Origin of the sequence: Streptomyces sp. SCSIO 75703 (assembly GCF_036607905.1) — a bacterium.
Classification (GTDB): Bacteria; Actinomycetota; Actinomycetes; order Streptomycetales; family Streptomycetaceae; genus Streptomyces.
Window position 1 is genome coordinate 3442689 of sequence record NZ_CP144555.1, and the last position, 12229, is coordinate 3454917.

Below are 12229 nucleotides of genomic sequence, written 5' to 3' on the forward strand. Positions count from 1 at the left end.
GGTTACTCTAGCCCTGTCCGCCCGTTCCTGCCCAGGGCCGTGCCGGGTCGTGGAGACCGCGCACACCGTGAAGGCTGTGGACACGGCGGACGCCCCGCCCGCCCCGCGGACCGTGCGCGCCGTGCACACCACGGGCCCATGGACCACAGGGACCCGCGGGCGCGGGACGGACGGCGTACGCAGCCCGCATCGCCCAGACGCAGAGCCGAGACGAGGAGTTGGTCCCGCATGGCCGCCGCACTCACCGCGCCCGAGCTGACCGCCCAGCACCGGTCCACCCTCGACCGGGCGCTGGAGACGATCCGCACGCGCGCGTACTGGTCCCCCCACCCCGAACACCCCAAGGCGTACGGGGAGGGCGACAGCCTCGACCTCGCGGCGGGCAAGGCCGCCTTCGACGCCCTGCTCGGCACCCGCCTCGACCTCGGCCAGCCCGGCACCGACGACTGGGTGGGCGGCGAGGTCTCCCCGTACGGCGTCGAGCTGGGCGTGACCTACCCGCACGCCGACGTCGACGTGCTGCTGCCCGCCATGCTGGCCGGGCGGCGGGCCTGGCGGGACGCGGGCCCCGAGCTGCGCGCCATGGTCTGCCTGGAGATCCTGCGGCGGATCGCCGACCGGACGCACGAGTTCGCGCACGCGGTCATGCACACCTCCGGGCAGGCGTTCATGATGGCGTTCCAGGCGGGCGGCCCGCACGCCCAGGACCGCGGCCTGGAGGCGGTGGCGTACGCCTACGCGGAGCAGGTCCGCACCCCCGGGGAAGCCGAGTGGACCAAGCCGCAGGGCAAGCGGGACCCGCTCGTGCTCACCAAGGAGTTCACGGCGGTCCCGCGCGGCATCGGCCTGGTCGTCGGCTGCAACACCTTCCCGACGTGGAACGGCTACCCGGGCCTCTTCGCCTCCCTGGCCACCGGCAACGCCGTCCTGGTCAAGCCGCACCCGCGGGCGGTGCTGCCGCTCGCGCTCACCGTGCGCATCGCGCGCGAGGTGCTCGGCGAGGCGGGCTTCGACCCCAACCTGGTCGCGCTCGCCGCCGAGCGGCCCGGCGAGGGCATCGCCAGGACGCTCGCCACCCGGCCGGAGATCCGGATCATCGACTACACCGGGTCGACGGAGTTCGGGGACTGGCTGGAGGCCCACGCCCGCCAGGCCCAGGTGTACACGGAGAAGGCCGGCGTCAACACGGTGATCGTGGAGTCGACCGGGAACTACCGGGGCATGCTCGCCAACCTGGCGTTCTCCCTCTCGCTCTACAGCGGCCAGATGTGCACCACCCCGCAGAACCTGCTGGTCCCGCGCGACGGCATCGCCACCGACCAGGGCCCGAAGACCTTCGACGAGGTCGCCGCCGACCTCGCCGCCGCGGTGGACGGACTGCTCGGCGACGACGCCCGCGCCACCGGGATCCTCGGCGCGATCGTCAACCCGGGCGTGCGGGAGCGACTGGAGGACGCCGCCGGTCTCGGCGAGGTCGCCCTCGCCTCCCGCGCGATCGCCCACCCGGAGTTCCCGGACGCCACCGTGCGCTCCCCGCTGATCGTCAAGCTGGACAGCGCCAAGCCGGCGGACGCGGCGGCCTGCGCCACCGAGTGCTTCGGCCCCGTCTCCTTCCTCGTCGCCGTCGACTCCGCCGAGCACGCGGTGGAGCTGCTGCGCCGCAGCGTCCGGGAGCAGGGCGCGATGACCGTCGGCGCCTACACCACCGACCCCGGAGTCGAGGAGGCGGTGCGGGAGGCGTGCCTCGACGAGGCCGCCCAGCTCTCGCTGAACCTCACCGGCGGGGTCTACGTCAACCAGACGGCCGCCTTCTCCGACTTCCACGGCTCGGGCGGCAACCCGGCGGCCAACGCGGCCCTGTGCGACGGCGCGTTCGTCGCCAGCCGCTTCCGGATGGTGGAGGTCCGCCGGGAGGCGTAGGCACCCCGGCAGGCCCCCCTCGGCGCCCAGCCGGTCCGGCGGTCTTGCGGTCCGGCGGCAGGCGGTCCGGTGCCGCGGCGGCACCGGTCCGCCGTACCGCGGGTTCACCCGTCCCGGGCCGGCGCCCGCCCCCGGGCAGGCGCACCCGGCACGGGCCGGTTCACCCGCCCTGGGCCGGTGCTCCCGGCACGGGGCGGGCTCCGACGGCGCCGCCCCCGCCGGAGCCGTCCACGCCGCCCCCGCCGGAGCCGTCCACGGCGCCTCCGGCGGCACCTCCCGGGGCGCCGCCGGACGTGGCGCTCCAGTGGTAGAGGGTCATGGCGACACTGGTCGCCAGGTTGTAGCTGGAGACCTGGGGCCGCATGGGCAGCGCCACCAGGTGGTCGGCCCGTGCGCGCAGCTCGGGCGTGAGGCCGCCGCGTTCCGAGCCGAAGGCCAGCAGCGCGTCGTCCGGCAGGACCGTCCCCCGGATGTCCTCGCCCCCCGGGTCGAGCGCGAAGACCGGGCCGGGCGGCAGCTCCGCCGTGGTCAGCCGTTCCACGACGGTCGCGTAGTGCAGCCCCGCCCCGCCGCGCACCACCGTCGGGTGCCAGGGGTCGAGGGTGCCCGTGGTGCACACGCCGGTCGCGCCGAAACCGGCGGCGAGCCGGATCACGGCCCCCGCGTTGCCGAGATTGCGCGGCTGGTCGAGGACGACGACGGGCGCGGTGCGCGGCAGCGCCGCCAGCCTGCGCAGCCCCTCCTCCCGCGCGGGGCGCACCGCCAGCGCGGCCACCGCGGTCGGGTGCGGACGCGGCACCAGCGCGGCGTACGCGTCCCGGTCCACCGGTACCAGGAGCCCGGCCAGGGCGTCCCGCACGTCCGGCGCCAGCTCGTCGGCGAGGGCCAGGGCGCCCGCGCGGTCGGCGGTGACGGCCACGGGCACCTCGGCGCCGAAGCGCAGCGCGTGCTTGAGGGCGTGGAAGCCGTCCAGCAGCACGCAGCGGGCGGCGTGGCCACGCCAGGCGGCCAGGGCCTCGGAGACGGGGTCGGTCATGCCGGGAAGCCTACGCGCGCCCCCTCGGCCCCCTCCCCGGAGCGCGGGGCGGGCACCTCGGCGGGCGGCCGTTCCCCCGCGCCGGCGCGCCGGCCGAGGCGGGCCACCCGGGCACCCAGGCCGCGCAGGAAGGACGTCGGCAGGAAGACCGCGTCGGCCGCGATCATCGCCAGCGAGAAGAACGGCAGCCCCAGCACCACGGCGATCACGGCGTGCTCGGTCATCATCACGGCCAGCAGGACGTTCTTGACCCGCCGGTTGAACAGCGTGAACGGGAAGGCGACCTGCACCACGACGGTGCCGTAGGTGATGAGCATGACCATGGTGCCGCTGGCCGCCAGCGCCTGCGACAGGGCGGGCCACGGGGCGAAGTAGTCGAGGTGCAGCGGGTAGTAGACGGCGGTGCCGTCCTGCCAGCGCGAACCCTGGATCTTGTACCAGCCGGCGGTGGCGTAGATCAGGCAGGCCTCCGCCATGATGACCAGCAGGGCGCCGTTGTGCACCACGCGGGCGACGACGTCGAGCAGGATGCGCGGCTCCTCGCTCCGCGCCCGGCGGCGCACGGTCCGGCACAGCGCCTGGGCGAGCCACACCGTCCACAGCAGGACCGGCACGAGGCGGTCGCCGTCGAGCCGCCCGGCGAGCGTCACGGCGACCAGCACGCAGCCGAGGACGGTCCACAGCACGGGCCCCGTCCGGTCGGTGACGCGCTCGCCCCGCGCGCGGGCCGCCTCCTCACGGCGGGCCCGGCGCGCGTCCAGGGACCACACCTGCGCGCAGCGGGTGAACACCAGGTAGATGCTCATCAGGTGCAGGACGTTGTCGCCGCCGTCGCCCATGAAGATGCTGCGGTTCTGGAGCGAGAGCACGCCGATCATGAAGAGCACGGACGTGGTGCGGGTGCGCCAGCCGAGCAGCAGCAGCACGCTCGCCAGAACGGCGAGGACGTAGACCGTCTCGAACCAGAACCGGCCGTCCCACCACAGCAGCGCCGTGAACGCGCCGTTGTCCGCGATCAGTTGCTCGGCGAGATCGCGGCTCCAGGGGCCGTCGGGGCCGTACAGCTCGTGCCGGTGGGGCAGTTCACGCAGCAGGAAGAGCAGCCAGGTGAGGCTGAAGCCGATCCGGATCACCGCGGTCTGGTACGGGCCGAGCGCGGACCCGGTGACACGGGCGATGCCGCGCGAGAGCGACAGGGCGAGGGCGTTCACGCGGCGCCCCCTTCCGGGTCGCGGGCGGGCATCGGCCACCAGGGCAGTTCGCGGTATTCGGGCCGCTGGGCGGAGACCTTCTCCCCGCTCCACGGGGGCGGGGAGACGGCGGTGGTGCGGGAGCGGTACTGGACGCGGTCGACCGAACCGCCCGGACCGGCGACGCCGTCGCGTGCCAGGCGCAGGGCGGCGATGCGCAGCAGGTAGTTCTCGGAGAGGGCGCCCCGCAGGCCCACGGGGCGGTTCTCGGAGTCGTGGGTGGCGACGAAGAAGTCCCAGGCGCGGCGGAGTTCGTTCTGCTGGGTGTGGCTCGGCAGCGGGTTGCCGCGGATGGCCCGGCCGTCCTGGGCGGACAGGTCGTACCAGCCGGTGGTGCGCACCCCGCCGTCCGCCGTGCTCACCTCGGCGCGGACCTGGACGGAGACGTTCTGCTGGAGCGGGTTGGGCGCGAACAGCTTCCAGTTCTGCTCGAACTCGGGGTAGATCCACTCGTCGACCACGGCGCCGTGCTGCTTGGTGAGGGTGTTCGAGGGGGCGACGTGCAGGAACATCAGGCCGACGTGGGCGCAGACGACGACGGCGACGACGCCGAGCGCGAGCGCGGCGCCGACCTGGTAGCGCGGGGAGAGCGCGGCGACCCCGGCGCGGGGCCCCGCGGGCAGTGGGGCCGGGCGACCGCCCGCCTCGGCGCCGGCCGTGCCGTGGCCCGCCGCCGCCTCCCGGTCCGGAACCCCCGCGGCCGCCGTCCCGCCGGTCACACCGGCCACACCAGTCAAACCGGCCACGTCGTCCCCGCCGAACTCGTCCGCCCCGGCAGCCCCACCAGCCTCGGCAAGCGCAGCAGACACACCAGGCCCAACGACCCCGCCAGGCCCAACGACCCCGCCAGACCCACCAGGCCCAGCCCCACCGCCAGCCCCGCCGGCCTCCTCGGCCTCGGCGGAGCCGGAGCCCTCCGGCGGGCCTATCCGGCCGGCCGGGGCCTCGGGCACCTCGGGGGGCACCCGCCCCGCCGGCCCCGCGGGTGCGCCCCGCCCGGCGTTCGCGCCTGTCTCGTCCGCGTCCATTCCCGCCCCGTCCCCGGTCTCCGGTACCGATCCGTCGTTCCGTCCGTTCCCCGGCGCTCGAACGCGAACGGTACTCAGGACCGCCCGCCCGCACAGCCCCGGGCGGAAACCGCACCGCGGCCCCGGACCGCGCGCGGGGACCGGCGGGGCCGCCGGACGGATCCAGGGCCTTCCGTTTGGATCACGCCGGGCTCGCGGGGTCCGGCCTGATCCAAACGAAAGACCCTAGAGGACCTGTCCCGGCTCGCCCCGCTCGTCGCGGACGGGCCGGCCCGCCGCGGCCCAGCTCTGCATGCCGCCGTCGACGTTCACCGCGTCGATGCCCTGCTGGACGAGGTACTGGGTGACCTGGGCGGAACGCCCGCCGGAGCGGCAGATCACGTGCACCCGGCCGTCGGCCGGCGCGGCCTCGGTCAGCTCGCCGTACCGGGCGACGAACTCGCTCAGCGGCAGGTGCAGCGCACCGTCGGCGTGACCTGCCCGCCACTCGTCGTCCTCGCGGACGTCCAGCAGGAAGTCGTCGTCCTTGAGGTCCGCGACCTCGACCGTGGGCACACCAGCTCCGAAACTCATGCCCCCGACGCTACCGGAGCCCCGCGTCCCCGCCCGCGCCCCACCCGGCCGGGGCGGCCCGCCGGGGCGCCGCCGCGGACCGGGGCGTCCGCCGGCCGGGCGGCCTCCCGGCTCACGCCCGTCCGAGCGCCGCCGCCAGTTCGGCCTCCCGCTCGCGCACCTGCCGCGCGAGCTGCTCGCCGATCTCGTCCAGCAGCCGGTCGGGATCGTCCGGGGCCAGCCGCAGCATGGCGCCGATCGCGCTGTCCTCCAGCTCCTTGGCGAGCACGGTGAGCAGTTCCTTGCGCTGGGCGAGCCACTCCAGGCGGGCGTACAGCTCCTCGCCGTGGCTCGGCCGCCGCTCGGGCACCGGACCGGCCTCCCACTCCGCGGCCAGCTCACGCAGCTCGGCGGCGTCGCCGCGGGCGTAGGCGGCGTTGACGCGGGTGATGAACTCCTCGCGCCGGGCCCGTTCCCGCTCCTCCTGGGCGAGGTCCGGGTGGGCCTTGCGGGCCAGCTCGCGGTACAGCTTGCGGGCCTCCTCGCCGGGCCGCACCCGCTGCGGGGGGCGTACGGCCTGGTCGGTGAGCATCGCGGCGGCCTCCGGGAACAGCCCGTGGCCGTCCATCCAGCCGTGCATCAGTTCCTCGACCCCGGGTATCGGCATCAGCCGGGCCCGTGCCTCGTCGGCGCGGCGCAGGTCGTCGGGGTCCTGGGTGCGGGCGGCGCGGGCCTCCAGGATCTGCGCCTCCAGCTCCTCCAGACGCGCGTAGACCGGGCCGAGCCGCTGTTCGTGCAGGCGGGAGAAGTTCTCGACCTCCACGCGGAAGGTCTCCAGCGCTATCTCGTACTCGATGAGTGCCTGCTCGGCGGCGCGAACGGCCCGTTCCAGGCGTTCCTCGGGCCGCGGCGCACCGTTACCGGGCGGCGCCGCCGAGTCCGCGCCCGCGCCGTCGCCCCCCTGCTCAGCTTCCGGGGTCGTCACCCGGACAGCGTAGGCCACCTTTCCGGGGCCCCGGCCGCTCCCGGTGGCCCGCGGGGGACGCCGGAGCCCTTCGCCGGGGCCCCCGGACGCCGGCCTCGGCCGCGGCCCGACCGGAACGCGCCGCGCGAGCAGAACGGCGTGGCCGGCCTCCGTACGGTCGGCGGGGGCGAAGGCGACCGCGGCCCCGCCCTGTCCCCCGCCCCTGCCGCGGTACCCGGAGACCAGGCGCGGGCCGGCGCCGACGCGCGCGGGCGCGGGCCAACGAGGTGCCGGTCGTGCGGGGTGGTCACCGGTCCGGCCGGCGGCGAACGCGGCGGGGGTGACGCCGCCCTCGCGGTCGCGGAGCCGCCGTACCCGGAAGGGCCGCCCGGCGACCGGGGACCGGCCCGCGGCGGATCACCGCCCCGCGGGCGCCGCCGGACCCGCACGGCCCGCCCGCCCCCTGCCGCGCACCGGCGCCACCGCCCGCCGGGCCGGCGCCACCGCCCGCGACCAGCCGGAACATCCGGCCGCCGGGCACCTCTGGCGGTACCCCCGCGGCCCCGTATAACGCCGGGCAGAGGGCGGTCCGGGAGGTGCCGCGGCGCCGCGCGGCGGGCTTACGGTTCCGGCGATCGCCCACGGAGCGCGTCCCCCGGACCACAGCAGCCTGCCCCGCGTCCCGGCGGGGCGCGCTCCCCCGCGAGCGCCCGTCATGCACACCCGTCCACCCTCCCCGGGGGCCTTCCCCGCCGGGGAGACCGAGGAGAACGAGGAACCGCCATGACACCCACCACCCCCGGCGACCCCGGCGGCATCAGCCGCAAGGCGCTGCTCAAGGCGGCCGTCGCCGCCGGCGCCGCCGTCCCGCTGCTGGTCGGCGGCGGCAGCGCCCTGGCCCGGGACGCCGCCCGCACCCCGGGCCGCACGCTGGCGCCGACCCCGTACTGCGACGACGGCGACGACCCGACGCCCGACCAGATGGAGGGCCCGTACTTCAAGCCGAACTCGCCGCTGCGCACCGACCTGGTGACATCGAGCACCCCCGGCACCCGGCTCACCGTCAGCGGCTACGTCTTCGGCCGCGACTGCGCCCCGCTCCCCGGCGTCCTGCTGGACTTCTGGCAGGCGGACGTGGCCGGCGCCTACGACATGACCGGCTACGCCTTCCGCGGCCACCAGTTCACCGACGCCACCGGCGCGTTCGTCCTGCGCACGATCGTCCCGGGCCTCTACCCGGGCCGCACCCGGCACCTCCACGTCAAGGCGCAGGCCCCCGGCAAGCCGGTCCTCACCACCCAGCTCTACTTCCCCGGCGAGCCCCGCAACGCCACGGACGCGATCTTCGACCCGGACCTGCTGATGACCGTCCGGGACGCGGGCGGCGGCAAGCAGGGGACCTTCGACTTCGTGCTCAACGTGAAGGGCGGCTCGGGTCCCGGCCCCACCGACCCGCCGACCGACCCGCCGTCCGGCACCTGGGCGGTCGGCCGCCCCTACACGGCCGGCGACCGGGTCACGTACAACGGCGCCGCCTACCGCTGCCTCCAGGCGCACACCTCGATGGCCGGCTGGGAGCCCCCCGTCGTCCCGGCACTGTGGCGCCGCGACTGACCGGAGCGGTCCGCCAACTCCGCCGCGCACGCGCGGACTTGCTCTCCCACGCCCGCCGGGTCCGCGAAGCGGCCGGGACACCGCCGTCCCGGCCCGTCCGGCCGTGAGAGGTTCCTCACACACCCGCCACCGGCCCCCCGGCCCCGGCCCGCCCCACGACCGGGGCCGGGGACACGAGAAAGAGGGCGGCATCGCCTCAGCGATGCCGCCCTCTTCATGGTGCGCGAGGGGGGAGTTGAACCCCCACGCCCTTGCGGGCACTGGAACCTGAATCCAGCGCGTCTGCCTATTCCGCCACCCGCGCATTTGGGTGTGTCCTCCGGCTCCGTCCCCTTCGGTCCGGCGCCTTCCGACACGAGAACATTAGCACGCTGGAAGGCGTGCCTTCACATCCCTTTCCCCGGGTCCACGGGCGCCCGGGGGGCTCCCCGGGCACTCCCGGCGGCCCCGGCGCGTTCACGTATCAACCTCGTACCGGTCGGGCCCGTCTCCCCCACGACGGTCGGGGTCCACGGCCCGGTGCGGGACACTGGTCCTCGGGCGCCTCTACGATCCTGGGCACGAGGGCGCGCGCGAGCGCGCACCGACGGAGCCGAGGAGTTCGAGGGGAGGCCCCACCGGGAACTCCGAGAGGCGTCGACACCCGTCGACCGGGCCGACAGGGGGAACCAGCCGATCGACCGGCGCGTGGATACGATCAGTAAGCAGTACCAGGTAGGCAGTGCGCGGACATCCGGCACGGCAGGCAGTACGCAAGACAGTGGACAGGGCGGCAGCGACGGAGGAGGTGCCCCATGGGAGTCCTGAAGAAGTTCGAGCAGCGTCTCGAAGGTCTGGTCAACGGCACCTTCGCGAAGGTGTTCAAGTCCGAGGTGCAGCCGGTGGAGATCGCGGGAGCGCTGCAGCGCGAGTGCGACAACAACGCGACCATCTGGAACCGCGACCGCACCGTCGTGCCCAACGACTTCATCGTGGAACTGAGCACGCCCGACTACGAACGGCTCAGCCCCTACTCCGGCCAGCTCGGCGACGAGCTGGCGGGCATGGTCCGCGACTACGCCGGCCAGCAGCGCTACACCTTCATGGGCCCCATCAAGGTCCACCTGGAGAAGGCGGACGACCTCGACACCGGCCTGTACCGGGTGCGCAGCCGCACGCTCGCCTCCTCCAGCAGCCAGCCGGGCGGCCCCGCCCACCCCGGGGCCGGCGCGCCCCCCGGACGGCCCCCGGGCCCCCCCGGCCATCAGCCGGGCGGCTACGGTTACCCCCCTGCCGCCCCGCCCGGCGGCGCCCCGCCGATGCCGGCCGCGCCCCCGCCGGGCGGCGGCTACGGCTACCCGCCCCCCGCGGGTCCCCCCGGCGGACGCACCCGCCACTGGATCGAGATCAACGGCAACCGCCACCAGATCTCCCGCGCGACGCTCGTGCTGGGCCGCAGCACCGAGGCGGACGTGCGGGTCGACGACCCCGGCGTCTCCCGCCGGCACTGCGAGATCCGGACCGGAACGCCCTCGACGATCCAGGATCTCGGATCCACCAACGGCATCGTGGTGGACGGGCAGCACACCACCCACGCTACGCTCCGCGACGGCTCGCGAATCGTCGTGGGCAGCACCACCGTTATCTACAGGCAAGCCGAAGGGTGATCCGGGGGCAATGTCAGAGCTGACCCTCACGGTCATGCGGCTGGGTTTTCTCGCCGTACTGTGGCTGTTCGTCATCGTGGCCGTGCAGGTCATCCGCAGCGACCTGTTCGGGACACGGGTCACCCAGCGCGGCGCGCGGCGCGAGGCCGGACGGCCCCAGCAGGCCGCGCGCCAGGGCCAGGCGCCCCCGCAGCAGCGCCAGCAACCGGGCGGGCGGGCCCGCCGCAACGCCCCCACCAAGCTGGTGGTGACGGAGGGGACCCTCACCGGCACCACCGTCGCGCTCCAGGGGCAGACCATCACCCTGGGCCGGGCGCACGACAGCACGATCGTGCTGGACGACGACTACGCCTCCAGCCGGCATGCCAGGATCTACCCCGACCGCGACGGCCAGTGGATCGTCGAGGATCTCGGCTCCACCAACGGCACCTACCTGGACCGGTCCCGGCTGACGACCCCGACACCGATTTCGCCGGGGGCGCCGATCCGCATCGGCAAAACCGTCATCGAGCTGCGGAAGTAGTGCTACACCAATGAATCAGCGCGAGCGGAGCGAGCACGCGGAGGCGGCCGTCACCCCCGGCCCCGGCGCGCTCCCGACCGGAGGGTGGGCAGTGTGGCTCGACACGACCGGCTGCATGCGGAGCCGACGGGCGAGGTGCGCATGAGTCTGTCACTGCGCTTCGCCGCCGGATCGCACAAAGGCATGATCCGGGAGGGCAACGAGGACTCCGGTTACGCCGGTCCCCGCCTGCTCGCCATCGCGGACGGCATGGGCGGCCAGGCCGCCGGCGAGGTCGCCTCCTCCGAGGTGATCTCCACCATCGTCGCCCTCGACGACGACGTGCCCGGCTCCGACCTCCTCACCTCCCTCGGCACCGCCGTGCGGCGGGCCAACGACCAGCTCCGGCAGATGGTCGAGGAGGACCCCGCCCTGGAGGGCATGGGCACCACGCTCACCGCCCTGCTCTGGACCGGCCAGCGCCTCGGCCTCGTCCACGTCGGCGACTCGCGCGCCTACCTGCTGCGCGACGGCGTGCTGACCCAGATCACCCAGGACCACACCTGGGTGCAGCGCCTGGTCGACGAGGGGCGCATCACCGAGGAGGAGGCGGGCACCCACCCCCAGCGCTCCCTGCTCATGCGCGCCCTCGGCAGCGGCGACCACGTCGAACCCGACCTCTCCATCCGCGAGGTCCGGGCCGGCGACCGCTACCTCATCTGCTCCGACGGGCTCTCCGGCGTCGTCTCCCACCAGACCCTGGAGGAGACCCTCGCCGGCTACCAGGGCCCCCAGGAGACCGTGCAGGAACTGATCCAGCTCGCGCTGCGCGGCGGCGGCCCGGACAACATCACCGTCATCGTCGCGGACGTCCTCGACCTCGACACCGGCGACACGCTCTCCGGGCAGTTGTCCGACACGCCGATCGTGGTCGGCGCCGTCGCGGAGAACCAGCTCCAGGTCAACGACAACGGCATCATGCAGACCCCGGCCGGCCGCGCCGCCGGCCTCGGCCGCCGGGGACAGCGCCGCGGCGGCGGCGAGTTCGGCCCGCCCGGCAGCGGCGACGGCGCCGGCTACACCCCGGCGGACGGCTTCGGCGAGTACGACCGGGACGACTTCGTCAAACCCCGCAAGAACCGCCGCTGGCTCAAGCGGTCCCTCTACGGCGCGCTCGCCCTCGCCGTCATCGGCGGCGGGCTCTACGGCGGCTGGCGCTGGACCCAGACCCAGTACTACGTGGGCACCAACAACGACCACGTCGCGCTCTACCGGGGCATCAGCCAGGACCTCGCCTGGGTCTCGCTCTCGAAGGTCCAGAAGGACCACCCCGAGATCGAACTCAAGTACCTCCCGCCCTACCAGCAGAAGCTGGTGGAGGCGACCATCGCCGAGGGCGACCTGAACGACGCCCGCGCGAAGATCGAGGAGCTGGCCGTCCAGGCGTCCGCCTGCCGCAAGCAGGCCGAACTGCGGGCCGCGGAGAGCGAGAACGCCAAGTCCGGCGAGGGCCAGGCCGGAGGCACCACGGGAACCACCCCGGCCTCCCTCACGTCCAGGGCCACGGCCGCCCCGACCGCGCCCGCCGCGCCGGAGCAGCCCACGGAACCCGGATCGTCCCCGTCCCCGTCCACGACCGCACCCACTTCCAGCCCCGGCCCCAGCCTCTCGGAGGAGGAGCAGAAGGTCGTCTCGCTGTGCGGTAAGCAGTAGGCAA

At 75.0% G+C, this 12229-nt stretch carries 10 protein-coding genes and 1 tRNA gene; 5 read left to right on the forward strand and 6 right to left on the reverse strand.

The features are described 5' to 3' along the window. The first annotated feature begins 228 nt into the window (after positions 1 to 228). The gene (paaN, locus tag VM636_RS15000; RefSeq protein ID WP_030421084.1) at positions 229 to 1920 is read left to right on the forward strand and encodes a phenylacetic acid degradation protein PaaN; all 1692 of its coding nucleotides are present in this window, start codon (positions 229 to 231) and stop codon (positions 1918 to 1920) included. A 160-nt stretch (positions 1921 to 2080) separates the two neighbouring features. Here the strand turns inward: paaN and VM636_RS15005 are convergent, their stop codons facing one another. From VM636_RS15005 to VM636_RS15025, 5 genes are all read right to left on the reverse strand, one after another. After that, complete coding sequence (locus tag VM636_RS15005) at positions 2081 to 2956, reverse strand: TrmH family RNA methyltransferase (RefSeq protein ID WP_078962558.1); 876 nt, start codon at positions 2954 to 2956, stop codon at positions 2081 to 2083. Next, positions 2953 to 4167 (reverse strand): HTTM domain-containing protein, encoded by a 1215-nt coding sequence (locus VM636_RS15010; protein ID WP_030421086.1) that lies wholly within the window; start codon positions 4165 to 4167, stop codon positions 2953 to 2955. Before VM636_RS15010 ends, VM636_RS15005 begins: the two co-directional genes overlap by 4 nt. Continuing rightward, a complete protein-coding gene (locus VM636_RS15015; RefSeq protein ID WP_338484802.1) occupies positions 4164 to 5015 on the reverse strand; it encodes a DUF5819 family protein in 852 nt (283 codons plus the stop codon). Before VM636_RS15015 ends, VM636_RS15010 begins: the two co-directional genes overlap by 4 nt. Before the next feature lie 444 nt (positions 5016 to 5459). Next, positions 5460 to 5789: a rhodanese-like domain-containing protein gene (locus VM636_RS15020; RefSeq protein WP_030421088.1), complete on the reverse strand. Its 330-nt coding sequence runs from the start codon at positions 5787 to 5789 to the stop codon at positions 5460 to 5462. A gap of 130 nt (positions 5790 to 5919) precedes the next feature. Further along, positions 5920 to 6771, reverse strand: coding sequence for a hypothetical protein (locus VM636_RS15025; protein WP_030421089.1), 852 nt, complete (start codon positions 6769 to 6771; stop codon positions 5920 to 5922). A gap of 762 nt (positions 6772 to 7533) precedes the next feature. On the opposite strand from VM636_RS15025, the gene VM636_RS15030 reads away from it, so the two are divergent. Then, complete coding sequence (locus VM636_RS15030; RefSeq protein WP_030421091.1) at positions 7534 to 8364, forward strand: carbohydrate-binding protein; 831 nt, start codon at positions 7534 to 7536, stop codon at positions 8362 to 8364. Positions 8365 to 8581: 217 nt separating this feature from the next. Here VM636_RS15030 and VM636_RS15035 read toward each other — a convergent pair. Beyond that, positions 8582 to 8668 (reverse strand) — tRNA-Leu (locus VM636_RS15035). Positions 8669 to 9158: 490 nt separating this feature from the next. Here VM636_RS15035 and VM636_RS15040 point away from each other — a divergent pair. The 3 genes from VM636_RS15040 to VM636_RS15050 all read left to right on the forward strand — a co-directional run bounded on the left by VM636_RS15040 (position 9159) and on the right by VM636_RS15050 (position 12225). Next, positions 9159 to 10010 carry a DUF3662 and FHA domain-containing protein gene (locus tag VM636_RS15040; RefSeq protein ID WP_030421092.1) on the forward strand — a complete coding sequence of 284 codons (852 nt, stop codon included), beginning with the start codon at positions 9159 to 9161 and terminating at the stop codon, positions 10008 to 10010. 10 nt (positions 10011 to 10020) lie between these two features. Next, positions 10021 to 10533, forward strand: a complete 513-nt coding sequence (locus tag VM636_RS15045) for an FHA domain-containing protein (protein ID WP_030421093.1) — start codon at positions 10021 to 10023, stop codon at positions 10531 to 10533. 141 nt (positions 10534 to 10674) lie between these two features. Then, positions 10675 to 12225 carry a Stp1/IreP family PP2C-type Ser/Thr phosphatase gene (locus VM636_RS15050; RefSeq protein ID WP_030421094.1) on the forward strand — a complete coding sequence of 517 codons (1551 nt, stop codon included), beginning with the start codon at positions 10675 to 10677 and terminating at the stop codon, positions 12223 to 12225. Positions 12226 to 12229: the final 4 nt, after the last annotated feature.

What these genes read in the sequence shown, in the direction of transcription:
- paaN (WP_030421084.1), top strand. Translation starts at nt 229, where the DNA reads ATGGCCGCCGCACTCACCGCGCCCGAGCTGACCGCCCAGCACCGGTCC.
- VM636_RS15005 (WP_078962558.1), bottom strand. Translation starts at nt 2,956, where the DNA reads ATGACCGACCCCGTCTCCGAGGCCCTGGCCGCCTGGCGTGGCCACGCC.
- VM636_RS15030 (WP_030421091.1), top strand. Translation starts at nt 7,534, where the DNA reads ATGACACCCACCACCCCCGGCGACCCCGGCGGCATCAGCCGCAAGGCG.
- VM636_RS15040 (WP_030421092.1), top strand. Translation starts at nt 9,159, where the DNA reads ATGGGAGTCCTGAAGAAGTTCGAGCAGCGTCTCGAAGGTCTGGTCAAC.
- VM636_RS15045 (WP_030421093.1), top strand. Translation starts at nt 10,021, where the DNA reads ATGTCAGAGCTGACCCTCACGGTCATGCGGCTGGGTTTTCTCGCCGTA.
- VM636_RS15050 (WP_030421094.1), top strand. Translation starts at nt 10,675, where the DNA reads ATGAGTCTGTCACTGCGCTTCGCCGCCGGATCGCACAAAGGCATGATC.